Origin of the sequence: Streptomyces viridosporus, from assembly GCF_002078235.1 — a bacterium.
GTDB classification, from domain to species: domain Bacteria; phylum Actinomycetota; class Actinomycetes; order Streptomycetales; family Streptomycetaceae; genus Streptomyces; species Streptomyces viridosporus.
On record NZ_MSGP01000292.1, the window covers coordinates 1 to 17,701 of the forward strand.

The window sequence follows — 17,701 nt, forward strand, 5'->3', positions numbered from 1 at the left end:
CGGGGACGCCCCCGCCCGGGCCAGCGCGCCCAGCACCAGGGCGGTCACCTCGGGCCGGGCGGGGGCGTCCCCGGAGCGGCTGGCCCCGGAGGTGGACCGCTGCACGGCCGCGTTCACCCGCGAACTGGACCGCCCGGGGCGGGAGTCGACGCACGTGCTGACGACGGTGCTGCGCGGCCTGCTGCGCGCCGCGCCCCGCTGCGACGCCCTGCCGCCCCTGCGCGAGGCCCTCGTCGGCGGTGCGCTCAGCGATCCGGGCCGCGACCACCTGCGCTGCTGGGGCTACCGGCTCGCCCCGCCGTACGGGCCGCCGTCCCCGCTGCACACCGCGCAGGCGGTGGTCGCCCTGGAGCGGGCCGGGCGCGTCCTGGGCGAGAGCGCGGCCGCGCGCGCCGCCCGGGAGGACGGTGTGCGCTGGCTGCTGTCCTGCCCCGACGCGCCCCACCACGCCTGCCTGGACCTGGAGAACCTGCGCGAGGAGGTGCGCCGGCCGCGCCCGGACGACCCCGCGCGCCACGAGGTGCTGAACGTACGGCACTTCACCGCGTCCTGGCTCGTGCGGGCCCTGCTGTCCCGGGGTTCGCTGGAGGTCGTCCGGCAGGACGGCCTGGAGGACACGTGGCGGGAGCTGGTGGACGGCGCGGTCGCCGCGGTCCGGGCGGGTCAGCAGGACGGCGTCTGGTCCTGGGGGCGCGGTGACAGCACCGAGCTGCGGCACCCGGTGTGGATGACGTACCAGGGGCTGTCGGCGCTGCGGACGCACGCCCTGTGGACGTACCACCCGGACGGCACGGCGCCGCGGTGACGGCGGCCCGAGAAGCGGAGAACGGGCGGGGAACCGGCGAGAACCCGGAGGGACGGAGGGATGGACTGCATGGGCGGTCGGCAGGTCCTGGCGGCACGGCGGCTGCTGGAGAACACCCTGGACGGTGCACCGGCGGGACGGGACGAGGTGGCGGCGGCCGGCGCGGTGGTCGGTGAACTCGGCGCCCCGGAGCGCCTCTTGGAGCTGGTCGCCGAACTGGCCTGCGGCGAGGGCGATCCGGAGGGCTGCGCCCGGCTGTCGTACCGGCACGTGCTCGGCTTCGACAAGCTCCTGCTGGTCGACGTCGGTTCACGGCACATGCTGCGCGCCCATCTGTGGCACGCGGGCGCGGGCGGTACCGGCCGGGAGGACATCCACAACCACCGCTCGACGCTGGCCTCGCACATCGTACGGGGGCGGCTGTGCATGGAGTTGTACGAAGCGCGCGGTGACGGCGGCATCGAGGCGACCCGGTACGAGGAGTCCCTGGCGGACGGGTCGGCCGGCTGGCTGCTGACACCGGCGGGCCCGGCGCGGCTGCGGCTGTCCCACACCGGCCACTACGCGGCGGGGAGCACCTACGCCCTGCCCGCGCACACCCTGCACCGCGTCTGGTGCGACACCAACGCGCCGACGGTGACGCTGTTCCTGGAGACCGGGGCCGAACGGCGGCGGCACACCGACGTGTTCACGGCGGCGGGCCCGCACGCGGGCACGGTGCCGAAGCAGCCGCTGGACGTGCCGGGCTATCTGGCCGCGCTGAACGCCCTGGCCGAGCTGCTCAGGAGTCCGTGAGGGCCTGCCGCACGACGTCCAGGTTGTAGGCGTCGATGTCGACGCCGGCCAGCTCGGACGGGCGCAGCCACGCGTAGGCCTGGTCGGGCTCGGGAAGGGTGACCTCCCGGGTCAGCGGGCGGACGAGGAAGTTCTCCTGCCAGTTCTTGGTCTCCCGCCCCCGGTACTCGCTGACGAAGGACGACTCGCCGACCTTGCGCACGATCTCGCCGAGCAGGCCGGTCTCCTCCTTCAGCTCGCGCAGGGCCCCGTCCCGGGCGCTCTCGCCGGGGTCGAGCTTGCCGCAGGGAACGCCCCACACCCGGGGCAGGAAGCTCTCCGTCCCGCTGCGGCGCACCAGGAGCACCCGCCCCTCGCCGTCCCTCACGACCGCTGCCGCCAGCCGTTTGTCGCCGGGGATGTCCCTGTCCATGGCTCCTCGGTCCCTCGCCGGAGATGAGTCCACAGGATCTGATACCCGCGAAGGCGCCCACCGTACCAGGGCCGCCCGGAGGGAAGCCGTGCCGTCGCCCTCACCCGTGGGCCCGCCGGCCGAGCGCCTGCACCTCCTCGTACGACGGTGCCGGGCCCTGCGGCACCCGGCCGGCCCGGATCCCGGCCGCCGTCTCCACCGCCGCGCCCAGCGCCCGCCGGTACAGCAGCGAGCCGAGGCTGACCCGGCGGACGCCGAGGTCGGCGAGACGCGGGACGCCGGGACCGGTGGGCGAGTACAGGACGTTGAGGGGAGTGTCGCCCAGACGGCTCACCAGGGCGGCGATCTCGCGGGGGTCGGTGAGGCCGGGGACGAAGACGCCGTGCGCGCCCGCGTCCCGGTAGGTCTCGGCGCGGGCCGCGGTGCCCTCGCCGTCGCCGAGCCAGTACGTGTCGGTGCGGGCGTTGACGAAGAGGCCGGGGGCCGCCGCCCGGACGGCGGCGATCTTCGCCGCGTGCCGGTCGACGGGCCCGAGCCCGTCCTCCAGGTTGATGCCGACGGCACCCGCGGCGTGCAGTTCCCGGGCCAGTTCGGCCACCTCGTCGGGATCGTCGCTGAAACCGCCCTCCGCGTCCACGGACAGCAGGAACGGCCCGGAGCCCAGGGTGAGCGCGAGGCGCAGCGTCTGCTCCCGGGTCGCCGCCGCCCCGTCGGGCAGCCCGGCCGCCGCCGCGACGGCGAGGCTCGTGGTGCCGACGGCCCGAAAGCCCCGGGCGGCCAGGGCGAGCGCGGAGGCGTGGTCCCAGGCGTTGGGCAGGAGCAGGGGCTCGTCGGCGTGGTGCAGGTCGGCGAAGGCGGTCATGGCGGGTCCTCCCGCGGTGCGGTCGTCGGTGCGCGTGCTCTCGCTCATGGGGGAACGCTAGGGGCGGAACGCTTCGGTCCCGGCCGAAGTGTGCGGGCCCCGGGTGCCGGGGTGCGCCGGGGGCGGTGCCGGAGGGCACCCGGGGAGTCGCTCCGGGCCTGCTGGAGACGCGATTCCCTGAGACGATCGGGTCATGGCCCCCGGTACGTCCGTCCCCTCCCGTGACGCCGGCGGCCGGCACCGACCGGAGCGGCGAGGAGCGGCCGGCCCGCCGGCCGGGGCGTCCGCGTCCCCGGCCCCGCGCGCCCCGGAGGGGTCCTCCGCCGCGCGGTAGGTCCCGCTCCTCGCAGGGGTTCCGGTCTCCGGTTCCCGGACCCCGGTTCCCGCACCCCCGCCGGACGATCACCCCAGGGACACGGAATGCGCAACGGCCGCAGGGAAGAGACGCAGACGAGGCAGTGGCTGCGCTGGCTGCCCGCCGCGGTGGTCGTCGGCGCGTTCGTCCTCGATCTCTCCATCTCGGGGAGCGTCAACGTCTTCCCCGTGCTCGCGGCCGCCCCCGGAGCGGCCGCGCCGGTCCTCTCGCTGCGCGGAACGATCGCCACCGGGGTGGCGGCGAACCTCGCGGGGCTCGCCCTGGTGTACCTGGAGAGGGTGCCGACCCGCGCCGACCTCGTCCCGTTCACCAGCCTGGTCGTCCTCACCGTCGTCGCGGCGGTCTTCAACGTTCTGCTGGCCCGCGACCGGCGGGAGCTGAGGACGAGCCGCGAGGTGGCGGCGGAGGTGCAGCGCGCGGTGCTCCCGGATCCGCCGCGCCGGGTGGGGCGGCTGGCCGTGGCCTCCCGGTACGAGGTCGCCCACCGGGAGGCCGCCATCGGAGGGGACCTCTTCGCGGTGCACGACACCCCCCACGGCATCCGGCTCCTCCTGGCCGACGTGCGCGGCAAGGGGGTCGAGGCGATCCGCACGGTCAACGTCCTGCTCGGTGCCTTCCGCGAGGCCGTCGACCACCAACCGGAGCTGCCGGGCATCGTCCGGCAGTTGGAGACCCGGATGCAGTCGGGCATCGCACAGGCGACCGGGGCGGAGGCCGAGTCGTTCGCCACGGCCGTCGTCGCGGAGATCCCCCCGGACTACTCCGTGCTGCGGATCGCCAACCGGGGGCACACGGCGCCGCTGCTGGTGCAGGACGGCAAGGTGAGCCCGCTGGAGCCGGCCGTGCCGTCGCTGCCGCTGGGCCTGGACGTCCTCGGCGACGGCGACGACGTCCCGGTCGACCGGTTCGACCTGCCCGTAGGCGCCACCCTGGTGCTGTTCACCGACGGCATCGACGAGGCCCGCGACCGGCACGGTGTCTTCTTCGACCCCGTACCGGTGCTCTCCCGGCCCCTCCCGCCCGATCCGGACGCGGTGCTCGACGCCCTCCTCACCGCCGTCTTCCGGCACACCGGGGGAAGACTGCAGGACGACGCGGCTCTCCTCGCCGTCACCCTGGGCGAGTAGCCCCGCCGCCCCGCTACGCGGGCGCGAACGCGTGCATCTCGTCGCCCTCGGGCTGTACGACGCCGTAGGTGCCCTCGGGGACCGCGTTCCAGGCGCCGGGCAGGTCGCCCAGGGGTTCGGAGACGATGAGCCGGGTCCCCTCGGTGATCTCGCGCAGGAAGGCCACGTCCGGGTGGAGGGAGCGCAGGGTGTCCACCCGGCTGCTGTAGAACAGCGAGCGCGTCTCCTTCTGGCTGGAGTAGCGGAACGCCCACAGGCGCGTGCCGTCGGTCACCGCGACCGTCATCTGCAGCGGGAACTCCACGCCGTGCTCGTGGCCGGTGCGTTCCACCAGGCCGGCCATCCGGGCGACCGCACCCGGCGGGTCCTCCTCCAGGCCGAGGGTGAGTGCCAGGTAGAACATCATCTCCGAGTCCGTGGACCCCTCGACGTCGGGGAAGAGGCTCGGGTCGACGGCCAGCGCGAGGTCGCGCCGGAGGCGGTGGAACTCGGCGATCGCGCCGTTGTGCATCCACATCCAGCGGCCGTGGCGGAACGGATGGCAGTTGGTCTGCTGCACCGCCGTACCGGTCGAGGCCCGAATGTGGGCGAAGAAGAGCGAGGAGACGACGTGACCGGCGATCTCCTGCAGGTTGCGGTCGCTCCACGCCGGGCCGATGTCCCGGACCACCGCGGGGCTGTCCTTGGCCGGCACATACCAGCCGACCCCGAAGCCGTCGCCGTTGGTGGTCTCGACGCCCATCTTGGCGTGCAGGCTCTGGTCGATCAGCGAGTGGGCCGGTTTGTAGAGGATGTTGTCGAGCAGGATGGGGGTGCCCGAGTAGGCGAGCCACCGGCACATGTCCACCGCCTTCCTGGTCCGGCGGCCACGGTCGCGGCCGTCGTGGACCGTCTCTCCCGTCAGTCCCCTCCGCGGGCCGCGCCCGGCGCCGCCGCCCGTCCCAGCGCGAGCCGGGTCACGCGCGGCCAGTCCGGGGCCGCACCGCCCCACCGGGTACCCCTTCGGCCGCGCGGGACGCGGACCCGCAGCGCCCCGGGCACGACCCGGCACACCACCGGCACCGGCAGCAGCACGTGCTCCCCGTCCACACCGGCCGGGACGGTCGGCGTGTCCGCCTCCACGACCACCTCCCCGGCGGTGAGCCGCAGCAGGCCGGCCGCGCGCGGGCCGCGCGCCAGTCCGGCGGCCCGCACCGCGCTCCCGACCCGCACCCCCAGCACCCCGAGCCGTCCGGAGTCCAGCCGCTCCCGGCGCCCCGGCCGGGCCGCGTCGACCGCCCGCCGATAGGGGTTGTTGCTGACGAGCAGCGCCTGCAGTCCGTCGGCCCGCGTTCCGTCGGCCCGCATCCGCAGCCGGGACGCCCGCGGGCCGGACAGCAGCCCGGGCAGCATCCGGAGCGTGGTCTGCCGCTTCTCCTCCCGGTACCCGGGGTCGCCCACGACCGCCGCGTACGTGCCGAAGGAGGCGTTGTTGACGAACACCCGGTCGGCGGCGAACCCCAGATCGACGCGGAGTTCCACGCCGTCGGTCAGGGCGTCGAGCGCCTTGGCCGGATCCTCCCGGTCAAGGCCGAGGTCGAGCGCGAAGTGGTTGCGGGTGCCGGCCGGAACCACCATGAACGGCAGGTCGTGCCGGGAGGCCACCTCCGCCACCAGGGCCTGGGTGCCGTCCCCGCCGGCCACCGCCAGCAGATCGGCCCCCTCGCGCACGGCGTCCTCGGCCAGCCCGGCCACGTCCTGGTGCCCGGGGCCGAGCACGACCACGCGGACGCCCGCCGACCGCGCCCGGTCCACGAGGTGGAAGCGTTCCACCTTGCCGCCGCCCGAGCGCGGGTTCATCAGCGCCCAGGGGCGGCGCGGCGGCGGGGCGGGAGCGGGTGCGTGCCCGACGCCCGCCCGCTCCGGGGCCACCGCCGCCCGCGCCGCGCTCACGGCCAGCGCCCACAGCCCCAGGGACAGCGCGGCAGGGGCCAGCATCCCGCCCGCGGCGTACAGCGCCAGGACCGCCAGCGGAGCCGCCACGCACAGCACCGATCCGACCACCCGCACCGTCCCGGCGTGGGCGAGCGTCCACCACAGTCCGACGGCCGCGAGGGCCAGCCCGGCCAGGCCGAGCAGCACCCAGAGCACGCTGCGCAGCCCGGCGGCCACGAGCGGGACCAGCACACCCGCCGCCAGGGCGAGGAGGGCCAGTCGCGCCCATGCCGCGCTCCCGTGGCCGGTCACCGGCCCGGAACGGCGCGGCGGCCGGTCCTCCCGCGTCATGGGCCGGGGCTCAGGACCCGGCGCCGGTGCCCGCACGCGACACGCACAGCGCCCAGATGATGAACCCGGAGAAGGCGATCATCACGACGGACCAGACCGGGTAGTACGGCAGGGAGAGGAAGTTGGCGATGATGACGAGCCCGGCGATCGCCACACCGGCGGCGCGGGCCCACCCGGCCTCCCGGGCCAGACCGAGGCTGACGAGCACCGCGAGCACGCCCAGCACCAGGTGGGTCCAGCCCCAGGCGGTGAGGTCGAACTTGAAGACGTAGTTCTGCGTCGTGACGAAGACGTCGTCCTCGGCGATGCCCATGATGCCGCGGAGGATGCCGAGCACTCCCGCGATCATGAGCGTGACGGCGGCGAAGACCGTCAGGCCCTCGGCCCACTGCCGCTTGGCCGACGGGGCGTGCGCGCCGCGCGCGCCGTGTGTCGGGTGTGTCGCTGCCATCCCGGTACCTCGATTCGGTGTCGCGTCGGTGTCGCGCATCAGCGTCCGGCGGAGGAGGTGAAGGAACCCGGGTGCTCCGTGGGGCCGTGGCCGCTCAGGACCAGTTCCTTCGCCCTGCGGAACTCGTCGTCCGTGATGTCGCCGTGGGCCCGTATCTCGGACAGCCGGGCCAGTTCGTCGACGCTGCTGGGCCGTGCGGCGGCGCCCTTGGCGGTCTCACGGATGTAGCTGTCGACCGCCTCCTGCTGCGCACGCGCCTGTGCCATCTCGCGGCTCCCCATGTTCTTGCCGCGGGCGATCACGTAGATGAAGACGCCGAGGAAGGGCAGGACGATCGTGAACACCAGCCAGCCGGTCTTGGCCCAGCCGCTCAGGTCGTCGTCGCGGAAGATGTCGACGATGACCCGGAAGAGCAGGATGAACCACATGATCCACAGGAAGAACACCAGCATGGTCCAGAAGGCGCTCAGCAGCGGATAGTCGTACGCGAGGTACATCGCCCCACTCATGTCTCTCCTCCGTTCGGGGCCGTGTCCCGACGTGTCCGCCGGGTGCCGTCCTCAGCGTGCGGCCGGGGAGGGGCCCGTCGCCTCACCCGGGGCGGGTGAGACGGCGGGCCGCTACGCGGGGACACCGCGCTTCTCCCCGGCGCCCGGCCCGGAGGCCAGGGCGGCGTACACGGCCACCACGGCCAGGACCACGAGGACCAGGACGAGGACGAGGACGACCGCACCGACCGTGGGGTGGTTCCAGAGCACGAGCGCCAGGGCGCCCGCCCCGATGACGACCCCGGTGATCCACCCCCGGTGCGCGGCCGCCCAGCGCCCCGTGGCCCCGGTGCTCAGTCCCGTGCGGCCCAGCGTCCTCCCCACGGCCGTGGCCCCGCGGTCGGCCGTGCGGCGCACCCCGCGGGCGAACCGGCCGGGGCCGTACAGGTACGCGGCGATCGCGGTGAGCAGGCCGACGACGAGAAGGGTGCGGGTGCTGTCGCGCAGGAACCGGAGGAAGGTGTCGAAGATTGCGGCGGCGGCGTCGGGGGGAAGGGCCGACCCGGGGACCGAGTCCAGGTAGATACGGCGTACGACGGCCAGCGCGACCAGCAGGAGCCCCATCGTCGCGGCGGTGCCCAGGGCCGTGATCAGCAGCATCAGCCGGTGCCGGACGGCGGTCAGGACGGCGAGCGCGGCCAGGAGGACCGTCAGCACGGGCAGCCAGGTGCCGACGACGTTCAGCAGGAGCATCGCGTCCTGGGCCCGGTCCAGCTTCTCGGTCCGGAACAACGTGATCGTCCGGTCGGTGTCCGGGATGGCGGCGGCCCGCTCGAAACCCGCGTCGACCAGGCGCTCGCGCACCTGGTCCACCACGGGTCCCAGGTTCAGCTGCACGGCGTCCCCGGTGGCACCGAGCGCGCCCTCCCCCTCTCCGGTGAGCACGGCCAGCACGGCGGCGTGGGCCCGCCGGTTCGCGCCCTCCCACACCTGCGGGAAGGCGTCGCTGGTGATCACGCCGCTGACCGTGCGGTGCACGACGGTGGTCGCCGCGGAACGGAGCGGCCCGGCGAGGGCCTGGGCGCTCTCCACGACGCGCGGCGGCGCCCCGGCGTCGGCCAGCGCCCGACCGAGCGAGTCCGTGATCGCCTCGACGTCCAGGTTGGCGACCACCCGCGCGGTCAGCCGGTCGGTCACGGCCTCCTGGACGGCCGGATCGGAGGCGAGCGGGGCGACGGTCTGCACATAGCGGTCGGTGTCCGAGACGGTGTCCTGCACCCAGGCGGCGACGACGGCCAGGGGCGCCAGCACCAGCGCCAGCACCAGCAGGATCGAGGCGCCCGCGCCGCGCAGGCGCCGGTGACGCACGCCCGCGGCCCGGCGCAGCCGCTCGTACTCGGCGTGCTGCTCGGCGGTCAGTGTCCGGTCGGCAGGGGTGGAGCCGCCGGATTCGTCGGGTCCGGGGGCGTGGTGCGCGGTCATGCCGCCTCCTTCCGACGGCCGGCGTCTCAGCCGCCCCCGGCGGGCCGGCGGGCCGCGCCCCCGATGCCCGCCCGGCGCAGCGAGGCCCGCCAGGCCAGGGCGACGGCCGCCTCCATGAGCCCGAGCAGGACGAGCCAGAGGCCGAGCAGCCGGGTCAGTGCCCGCGCCGACTCGGCGGGCAGGGCCAGCACGACGATCCCCGCGACCACGGCGAGCACCGCGGCACCGAGGACGGCCCCGCGGTGGGGCAGGTCCCGCGCGGCGAGGGCCGTGAAGAGGGTGAGCATCCCGGACACCAGCCAGACCACCCCGACGATCAGGGAGAGGGCGGTGACGGTCTGCAGCGGGTTGCGCAGGCAGAGCACCCCGGCCAGGACGTACAGCACCGCCAGCAGGAGCCCGGGCAGCCGCTCGCCCTGGTCCTCCCGTCCGAAGGCGCCGACGAACCGGAACGCCCCGGTCACCAGCAGGTACAGGCCGATGAGCACCGCGAGGACGTGCAGGGTGGCCTCCGGCCACACCAGCACGATGACGCCCGGCACGAAGGTGGCGACGGCGGCGCCGAGGATCCACTTCCACGAGCGCCCGAGTGCCGCCAGGGCCTCGGCCGGGACGCCGGCCGGCCCGGGGGCGGCGCCGCCGGGCGCGTGCTCCGGTCCGGCGCCGGCTGCCGGACCACCCGTCACGGCCATGGCTCCTCCTCACGCGATGCGTACGGGACCGCACGGTGGCGTGTGCCACCTCGCCGGACCAGCGTCCCGCCCGGTCCGCGGTGGCCGGATCACCCACGACGGGTGATCCGGTCGCGGCGCGGGCACGGTGGGATGGGCCGCGAGGAAGTCGTCGCGCACGGCACAGGCGGGAGACAGCGATGGCCGTATCGAGTTCGTTCAGCGCCTCCCTGTCCCCGGCCGAGCGCGCCGCCTACGGCAAGAACGCGCGCGGCCGCGCCCCGCGCTCGTCCCACGGCGGGTTCGAGGCGGCCCGGGAGCGGCCCGACCCCGTCGACGTGCTCGAGCGGCAGTCGGCGGCCCGGCTGCCCGAGCTGGTGCCGGTCCGCTACGGCCGGATGCTCGAGTCGCCCTTCCGGTTCTACCGGGGAGCAGCGGCGATCATGGCGGCCGACCTCGGACCGCTCCCGGACACCGGTCTGACCGTGCAGCTGTGCGGAGACGCCCACCTGCTCAACTTCCGGCTGCTGGCCTCTCCGGAACGTCATCTGGTGTTCGACATCAACGACTTCGACGAGACCCTCGCCGGTCCCTTCGAGTGGGACGTCAAACGGCTGGCGGCCAGTCTCGTCCTCGCCGGCCGGGAGAACGGCTTCACGGCCGCGGAGCAGGACGACGCGGTGCGCGCCTGCGTGAAGGCGTACCGCCGGCGCATGCGGGAGTTCGCCGGGATGCGCACCCTCGACATCTGGTACGCGCAGGACGACGCCGACCGGCTGCGGGACCTCATGGCCTCCTCGATGGACCGCGAGGCCCGGCGCCGTACCGCCGAGGCGACGGCCCGCGCCCGGACCCGCACGTATCTGCAGGCCTTCGCGAAACTCACCCGCGCCACGCCCGAGGGACGGCGCATCGCCCCGGACCCACCGCTGGTCACCCCGCTCGGTGACCTGCTGGACGACCCTTCGGCCGAGGAGAAGGCCCTGCGCGGGGTCCTGGACGGCTACGCGCGCTCCCTGTCGTCGGAGCGCCGGCATCTGCTGCGGCGCTACCACCTGGTCGACGTGGCCCGGAAGGTGGTGGGCGTCGGCAGTGTCGGCACGCGCTGCTGGATCGTGCTCCTGCTCGGCAGGGACGACGACGACCCCCTGCTGCTGCAGGCCAAGGAGGCGCAGGAGTCGGTGCTCGCCCCGCACACGGGAGGCGAACGCTACGACAACCAGGGCCGCCGTGTGGTGGCGGGGCAGCGGCTGATCCAGACGACCAGCGACATCCTGCTCGGCTGGACGCACGCCGTGGGCCTCGACGGACGCCCCCGGGACTTCTACGTGCGGCAGCTGCGCGACTGGAAGGGCATCGCCCGCCCGGAGACCATGGACCCGGGCCTGCTGCGGCTGTTCGCCCAGCTGTGCGGGGCGAGTCTGGCGCGGGCCCACGCCCGGTCCGGCGACCCCGTCGCCATCGCCGCCTACCTGGGCGGGAGCGACCGCTTCGACCGGGCGCTCGCCGGGTTCGCCCAGGACTACGCGGACCGCGACGAGCGGGACTTCGAGGCGCTGGCGGAAGCCGTCCGGTCCGGCCGGGTGCGCGCCGAAAGCGCGTGACCCCGGAGGGTTCCGGCGCGTCCGTGCCCCCGACCGCACCGCCCGCCGGGCGTCATTCCGGCATCTGCCGCAGCTCCAGGATCCGCAGGCCCAGGGACTGGCAGCGGGCCAGCAGCCCGTACAGGTGGGCCTCGTCGACCACGTGCCCGAACAGCAGGGTCTGGCCGGGCATCGTCACGTGGTCGAGTTCCGGGAAGACCTCGATCAACGCCTCCGAGAGACGGCCGTCGACGCGGATCTCGTAGCGCATGAGCTGCTCCCCGGGTGGCCGGGACGGGCGGGCTGCCTCCCTGTGCTGCGATCCTCCGCCCCCGCGCGGCGGCCCGGTTCACCCCGTACAGGTGAAAAGACGCCTGCCGGGTTCCTCCGGCGTCTTCCCCTCCGACGTCTTCCCCTCCGGCGTCAGTGCTTCAGCCAGATCTTGAACGCGATGATCAGCAGGCCGAGCAGCAGGTTGACCGAGGCGGACACCGCCATCAGACGCCGGGAGGCGCCGGCCCGGCGGGCCGCGGCCATCGACCAGCCCACCTGCCCGGCCACGGCGACGGACAGCGCGAGCCACAGCGCCCCCTGCAGATCGAGGCCCAGCAGGGGGCTGACGGCCACGGCGACCGCCGGCGGCACGGCGGCCTTGACGATCGGCCACTCCTCCCGGCACGCGCGCAGCACGACACGGCGGTCGGGGCTCTGCTGCGCCAGCCGTGCCCCGAACAGCTGCGCGTGCACGTGGGCGATCCAGAACACCCCGCCGGTGAGCAACAGCAGCAGCACCAGTTCCAGGCGCGGGAAGGAGCCGAGCGCGCCGGCGCCGACGATCACCGAGGCGGCGAGCATGGATCCGTAGACGCCGCCCGTGTAGTCGGCGCGCGCCCGGCGCTCGGTGGTCCGTGCGGCGCGGTCGGCCGCCGCGTTCCGGGTGCCGGGCATCACGGCCTCCTCGGGTTCAGTGGGCCGGGCCCGCGGGCACGGTGGCCCCGGACCGCTGGGGGCGCTCGGTCCGGCGACCCGGCAGGTGCGGGGTGACCAGGAAACTGGCGAGGGTGATGCCGCCGGTGGCGAGGATCGCCGCCCTCAGTCCCTCGAGCTGCGCCGACGCGTAGGAGTCCGTCACGGCGTCCACCTCGGCCGGCGGCAGCCCGGCGCGGACGGCCGCCGAGCGCACCTGCTCGGTGGGCGCGAAGGTGACCCCGGCCTCCAGGGCGACACCGACCTGCTGCCGGACCTCCTGCGACAGCCGGGCGTCGTCCTCCACGTGCGTGGTGAAGGCGTGGGCCAGGGAGCCGATGAGCAGCGATCCGATGAGCGCGGTCCCCAGGGCGGAACCCAGGTTCTGCGCGGTGTACTGGAGTCCGCCGACCTCACTGCGCTCCTCCTCGCCCGCGCTGGACTGGACGACGTTGCCGAGCTGCGAGACGAACAGGCCCATGCCCACGCCGAGCAGGGCCATCGCCCCGGCGAACTGCGCGTCGTCGATGACCGGGTCGATGGTGGCCAGCAGCCACACGACGGCCGCGGTCACGGTGACCAGGGCCAGCCGGACGACCCGGCGCGGTCCGGCCAGGCGTCCGAGCCGGGCCGCGCCCAGGGAGGTCACGAGCATGGTGACGGACACCGGAAGCAGTCGCAGCCCCGTCTGGAAGGCGTCGAACCCCTGCACCACCTGCAGGTACAGGGGGATGGTGAAGAACAGCCCCAGCAGGATGAGGTTCTGGCTCACGAGCGCCATCAGGCCGGAGCGCAGCGCGGGCCGGCCCAGCAGGGACAGGTGCACCAGCGGGTCGACGCCGCGCTCGTCCCGGCGCCGCTCCCACCAGCGGAAGACCTCGAGGAGGGCCACCCCGGCACCGACCACGAACAGCGTCGGCGCGAAACCGAGGACGGTGAAGGGTGGGTTGCGCGGCCGTACCCACCCCCACGTGCTGCTCTGCAGGACACCGAGCACTCCGAGCGCCAGGCCCGCCGCCGAGAGGGCGGCGCCGACGCCGTCCAGCCGGGGGCGCCGCCCGGGCCTCGGCACTTCCGTGATCGCGTGCCGGAGCAGCAGGACGACCAGCACGACCACGACCTCCCCGGCGAAGACCAGCCGCCAGGTGAGGTACGTCGTCACCCAGCCTCCCAGCAGCGGGCCGACGGCGATTCCGGCACCGGCCAGCCCGCCGACGACGCCGTACGCGACGGCCCGGTCCCGGCCCCGGTAGGACTCGGCGACGAGCGCCGCCATGGCGGGCAGGACCATCGCGGCGCCGATCCCCTCGATGACCGACCAGCCCAGCACCAGCACCCATAGGGTGGGCGCGACCGCCGTCAGGGCCGAGCCCGTGGCGTAGACGACGAGACCGCCGAGGAAGAGGCGCCGCCGCCCGAGGATGTCCCCCAGCCGCCCCCCGATGATCATGAATGCCGCCATGACCAGCGCGTACAGCGTGATGACGGCCTGGATGGCGGTGACCTCGGTGTCGAAGTCGTCGACCAGTTGGCTGATGGAGACGTTCATGACGGACGTGTCGAGGACCATCAGGAACTGGGCGGTCCCCAGGACGATCAGCGCCCGCCAGTGCGTCACGGTGTCCACCTCGCCGGGTCGGCCCGGGACCCCCGGTGGGGCCGGCCGGGCGGCGGCCGGACCTGACCGGTCGCCGTCCCCATCACATCGGGGACATCCGGTCCGCGCCTCACCCACCACGGGCGAGTCACCGGCGGACCCGCCGTCACAGGAGGCCCAGCTCGCGTGCGCGGCGCACCGCCTCGTTGCGCCGGCTGACCGACAGTTTCCGGTAGACGCTCTTGAGGTGTGTCTTGACCGTGTTCACCGACACGTACAGGTCGGCGGCGATCTCTTCGGTGGACATCATCAGGGCCAGGCGCCGCAGGACGTCGCGTTCGCGCCCGCTCAGCTCCTCCACCACGGGCGGCGGGTGCGCGTGCCGCGCCGGTCCGCCGTCGGGCGGAGCGGCGCCGGGCAGGAGCCATCCGCTCGTCAGCCCGCGCAGCGACGCCGTGTCCAGGAGGGGCCGGATCCACGGCCCGGCCTCGTGGAAGGGGCGGCGCAGCCGCTCGCGGCGTGCCTCCAGCAGCGCCCGCGCCACCAGCCGGTGCGAGGCCGCGGCGTCCCCCCGCTGGTGCGCGGCCTGCGCGCGGACCAGCGCGGCCCGGACGGTCACCGCCGGACCGCAGCTCCTTTCCGGGTGCGCGCGGTCGAGCAGGCGCACCGCCTCGGCGGGCCGGCCGGCGGCGAGCTGCACGCGCGCGGCGGCCACCGCGCACGCCGCCTGGTCGTCGGGCACCCGTCGCAGCAGCGCGGCGGCCGTCTCCGTCCGGCCCTCGGACAGATGGGCGGCGGCCGCGACGAGTGCGGCCTGCCCCTGGGCCCAGGGCGAGGCGGCGTCGGCCGGCACTTCCGGTTCCACGGCCGCGAGCGCGGCCCGCGGGTTGCCGCGCGCCAGATGCAGGCGCGCGGCGACGAGGGCGCGTCCCGCCTCCAGCACCGGGTCCCGCATCGCGGGGTGCGCCTCGGCCGACGCGTCGAGCAGGGCCTGCGCCTGTTCCAGCTCGTCGCGCTCCACGGCGACGGCGGCCAGGACCAGCCGTTCCACCCCGGAACCGGACGGCCGGGGCAGACCGAACCGCTCCGTCTCGGCGAGGGCCGCCCGCGCCGTGCGCTCCGCCCTGCCGAGCCAGCCGTTCAGATAGTCGATCAGGGCGAGGCGGCCGAGGGAGTCCTCGCGCGGGAGGGCCGTCGTCGCTCCCGCCTCGGAGCCGGCCACGGCGGACAGGGCCTCCCGGGCCGCCTCGAAGCGCCCGGCCCACAGCCGTGCCGAGCCCAGGTGGTCCAGCAGGAGGGCGGTGAGCTCGGGGTGCCGGTCCAGCAGCTGGTCGGGCACGGCCTCCCGCAGTTCCCCGGCGGCCCGCGCCGCGTTCTCCGCCCGGCCCGGTGAACCGGCCAGCCGGGCGGCCAGGGCCTCCAGCAGGGCACGGCTCAGCCCGGCCGCCGCCCGGTCGGCCGCGCCGTCCGCCATGCCGTCGTAGTCCGCCAGGCGTCGTTCCGCGCGGTGCAGGTGGGCGCGGCCCCCGTCCTCTCCGTTCCGGGACAGCTCCCGGGCCGCCCGCACCAGTTGCGCGGCGGGGCTCGTGGTGTCCTGCCCCATGCGGGAGAACAGCTCGGTCACCGCGCCGGAGCGCGGACCGGTGAAGAACTGACCGATGGCGAGGTCGTCGACCAGGGCACCGGCGGTGAACTCCCAGTCGCCGGCGGCGGCGCCGTGTCCGAGCGCCTCGGCGAGGGATCCGGACCGCCGCAGCCACTCGGCGGCCCGCCGGTGCAGCTCGGGTTCCAGACCGGGCCGCTGCATCCGCAGATGGGCGCGGAGGATCTCCCGGAACAAGGGGTGGAGGCGGTACTGGCCGTGCCCGAGGTGCTCGACGAACGCGTTCCCACGGCTGAGCCGGGCCAGGATGGCCCCGGCGTCGGACCGGCGCGTGAGCACGTCGGCGAGCTCGGGGCGGAACCGGTCGAGCAGGCTGACCCGCAGCAGCAGGTCCTGGGTCTCGTCGTCCTGCCGCTTGAGCACCTCCGCCAGCAGGTAGTCGGCGATCGTGCTGTGATCGACCTCGAACTCCTTGAGGTACCTCTCCGGATCCGGGCTCTGCCGTGCCGCCAGGGCGCACAGCCGCAGCCCGGCGGCCCACCCCCGGGTGCGCTCCAGAAGCGCGCGCACGGCGGCCGGGGGCAGCCGCAGCCCGTGCAGCTCCAGCAGTTCGGCCGCTTCCCCGGGAGCGAAGGCCAGCTCCGCGCCCCTGATCTCCGTCAGCTCACCGGCGGCGCGGTAGCGGTGCAGGGGCAGCAGCGGCTCGGTCCGGGTGACGAGGACCAGCCGCAGCCCCCGCCCGGCGTGGTGCAGCACGAACTCCAGCTGCTCCGCGATCTCCGGTGCGGCGACCCGGTCGTACTCGTCGAGCACCACGACCACGGGCTGCTCACGGGCGCTCAGCCCGGCGGCGAGCCGGGCCGGCAGGGTCGGGGGCACCCGGCTCGCGTCCGCCGGGAAGCCGATGTCCTCGGGCAGGGCGATGCCGGAGGCGCTCAGGGCCCGCAGCAGGTACGCCCAGAACATCCCCGGCCCCTGACCGGCCGCATCGGTGGTGAGCCAGGCGACGACCGGCCCGTCGCGGGTCTGCGCCCAGTCCGCCACCAGCAGTGTCTTCCCCGCGCCCGCGGCGCCGTTGACCATGGTCAGCGGCGTCCGGAGGGCTTCGTCGAGATGCCTGGTCAGCCGCTCCCGCCGCAGGAACGTGACCGGTCTCGCGGGCACGGCGAACCGGGTGTGCAGGAACGGGTCCCCCTGCGGGTCGGCCACGGGGCCCGTCGACGGCGGGCCGTCCCCTTCGAGCTCCGTCATGGCACTCACCGTCCCTGTTCGTCAGGGTTCGTCAGGTCTCATCCGGTTTCGTCCGACCACGGCCGTGCCCCCTCCCAGCATCCCAGCCCCGCGGCGCGGGCGCGCTGCGGGAAGGGGCTCGACTAGCGTCGTCCGCATGAGCAGCGCCCCTCCCGCCCTCACCGACGCCCTCGCCGACGGCACGGTCGTCCTCGACGGCGGCATGTCCAACCAGCTCGCCTCGGCCGGGCACGACCTGAGCGACGAGCTGTGGTCGGCCCGGCTGCTCGCCGAGGACCCCGAGGCGGTGACCGCGGCGCACCTCGCCTACTTCGAGGCGGGCGCGGACGTGGCGATCACCGCCAGTTACCAGGCCACCTTCGAGGGCTTCGCCCGGCGCGGCATCGACCGCGGGCGGGCCGCCGAGCTGCTCGCCCTGAGCGTGGAGTGCGCCCGCGAGGCGGCCCGGCGGGCACGGGCGGCCCGCCCGCTGTGGGTGGCGGCCTCCGTCGGCCCGTACGGGGCGATGCTCGCCGACGGCTCCGAGTACCGGGGCCGTTACGGGCTGAGCGTGGCGGAGCTGGAGCGCTTCCACCGCCCCCGCGCGGAGGTCCTGGCCGCCGCCCGCCCCGACGTCCTCGCCCTGGAGACGATCCCCGACACCGACGAGGCCGAGGCCCTGCTGCGGGTGCTGCGCGGCCTCGGCACACCGGCCTGGCTGTCGTACGCGGCGGCCGGCGACCGCACCCGCGCCGGGCAGCCGCTGGAGGAGGCCTTCGCGCTCGCCGCCGACGCGGACGAGGTGATCGCCGCCGGCGTGAACTGCTGCACCCCCGAGGACGCCGACCACGCCGTCGCCCTCGCCGCCCGTGTCACCGGCAAACCGGTCGTGGTCTACCCCAACAGCGGGGAGACCTGGGACGCCGGGGCACGGGCGTGGACCGGCCGGCCGACCTTCACCGCCGGGCGGGTCGCGGGGTGGCGGGAG

16 protein-coding genes and 1 pseudogene are annotated in these 17,701 nt (G+C 75.2%); 5 read left to right on the plus strand and 12 right to left on the minus strand.

Features of this window, described 5'->3' with window-relative positions:
* Positions 1–805: pseudogene (locus tag B7L92_RS20925) on the plus strand (hypothetical protein); the annotation flags it as partial.
* 69 nt (positions 806–874) lie between these two features.
* The gene (locus B7L92_RS20930) at positions 875–1,600 is read left to right on the plus strand and encodes a hypothetical protein (RefSeq protein ID WP_170102226.1); all 726 of its coding nucleotides are present in this window, start codon (positions 875–877) and stop codon (positions 1,598–1,600) included.
* Here B7L92_RS20930 and B7L92_RS20935 read toward each other — a convergent pair.
* Positions 1,587–2,012, minus strand: a complete 426-nt coding sequence (locus tag B7L92_RS20935) for an NUDIX hydrolase (RefSeq protein WP_081239028.1) — start codon at positions 2,010–2,012, stop codon at positions 1,587–1,589. The two genes, B7L92_RS20930 and B7L92_RS20935, sit on opposite strands and share 14 nt — an antisense overlap.
* Before the next feature lie 100 nt (positions 2,013–2,112).
* On the minus strand, positions 2,113–2,874 hold the full coding sequence (locus B7L92_RS20940) for an isocitrate lyase/PEP mutase family protein (RefSeq protein WP_081239042.1): 762 nt from the start codon (positions 2,872–2,874) through the stop codon (positions 2,113–2,115).
* A gap of 420 nt (positions 2,875–3,294) precedes the next feature.
* Here B7L92_RS20940 and B7L92_RS20945 point away from each other — a divergent pair, with 420 nt between their 5' ends.
* The gene (locus B7L92_RS20945; RefSeq protein WP_081239029.1) at positions 3,295–4,377 is read left to right on the plus strand and encodes a PP2C family protein-serine/threonine phosphatase; all 1,083 of its coding nucleotides are present in this window, start codon (positions 3,295–3,297) and stop codon (positions 4,375–4,377) included.
* Between the two features lie 13 nt (positions 4,378–4,390).
* On the opposite strand, the gene B7L92_RS20950 is transcribed toward B7L92_RS20945, so the two are convergent.
* The 6 genes from B7L92_RS20950 to B7L92_RS20975 form a co-directional block, all read right to left on the minus strand.
* Entirely contained in the window at positions 4,391–5,218 is an 828-nt protein-coding gene (locus B7L92_RS20950) for a class II glutamine amidotransferase (protein ID WP_081239043.1), read from the minus strand.
* Positions 5,219–5,277: 59 nt separating this feature from the next.
* Positions 5,278–6,642 (minus strand): diacylglycerol/lipid kinase family protein, encoded by a 1,365-nt coding sequence (locus B7L92_RS20955; RefSeq protein WP_081239030.1) that lies wholly within the window; start codon positions 6,640–6,642, stop codon positions 5,278–5,280.
* Between the two features lie 10 nt (positions 6,643–6,652).
* A complete protein-coding gene (locus B7L92_RS20960) occupies positions 6,653–7,093 on the minus strand; it encodes a DUF7144 family membrane protein (RefSeq protein WP_081239031.1) in 441 nt (146 codons plus the stop codon).
* A 38-nt stretch (positions 7,094–7,131) separates the two neighbouring features.
* Positions 7,132–7,602, minus strand: a complete 471-nt coding sequence (locus B7L92_RS20965) for an SHOCT domain-containing protein (protein ID WP_081239032.1) — start codon at positions 7,600–7,602, stop codon at positions 7,132–7,134.
* A gap of 111 nt (positions 7,603–7,713) precedes the next feature.
* Positions 7,714–9,063, minus strand: a complete 1,350-nt coding sequence (locus tag B7L92_RS20970; RefSeq protein WP_081239033.1) for a hypothetical protein — start codon at positions 9,061–9,063, stop codon at positions 7,714–7,716.
* 26 nt (positions 9,064–9,089) lie between these two features.
* Positions 9,090–9,755: an HdeD family acid-resistance protein gene (locus tag B7L92_RS20975; RefSeq protein WP_081239034.1), complete on the minus strand. Its 666-nt coding sequence runs from the start codon at positions 9,753–9,755 to the stop codon at positions 9,090–9,092.
* A gap of 179 nt (positions 9,756–9,934) precedes the next feature.
* Here B7L92_RS20975 and B7L92_RS20980 point away from each other — a divergent pair, with 179 nt between their 5' ends.
* Positions 9,935–11,338: a DUF2252 domain-containing protein gene (locus tag B7L92_RS20980; RefSeq protein ID WP_081239035.1), complete on the plus strand. Its 1,404-nt coding sequence runs from the start codon at positions 9,935–9,937 to the stop codon at positions 11,336–11,338.
* A 52-nt stretch (positions 11,339–11,390) separates the two neighbouring features.
* Here B7L92_RS20980 and B7L92_RS20985 read toward each other — a convergent pair whose 3' ends face one another.
* The 4 genes from B7L92_RS20985 to B7L92_RS21000 form a co-directional block, all read right to left on the minus strand.
* A complete protein-coding gene (locus B7L92_RS20985; protein ID WP_081239036.1) occupies positions 11,391–11,588 on the minus strand; it encodes a DUF8691 family protein in 198 nt (65 codons plus the stop codon).
* Between the two features lie 152 nt (positions 11,589–11,740).
* A complete protein-coding gene (locus B7L92_RS20990; protein ID WP_081239037.1) occupies positions 11,741–12,265 on the minus strand; it encodes a hypothetical protein in 525 nt (174 codons plus the stop codon).
* A gap of 16 nt (positions 12,266–12,281) precedes the next feature.
* On the minus strand, positions 12,282–13,901 hold the full coding sequence (locus tag B7L92_RS20995) for an MFS transporter (protein ID WP_107501556.1): 1,620 nt from the start codon (positions 13,899–13,901) through the stop codon (positions 12,282–12,284).
* A 145-nt stretch (positions 13,902–14,046) separates the two neighbouring features.
* A complete protein-coding gene (locus B7L92_RS21000) occupies positions 14,047–16,734 on the minus strand; it encodes a winged helix-turn-helix domain-containing protein (RefSeq protein ID WP_081239039.1) in 2,688 nt (895 codons plus the stop codon).
* A gap of 136 nt (positions 16,735–16,870) precedes the next feature.
* Here B7L92_RS21000 and mmuM point away from each other — a divergent pair.
* Positions 16,871–17,701, plus strand: an 831-nt coding sequence (gene mmuM, locus B7L92_RS21005; protein ID WP_081239040.1) for a homocysteine S-methyltransferase, incomplete at its 3' end; no start/stop codon positions are given.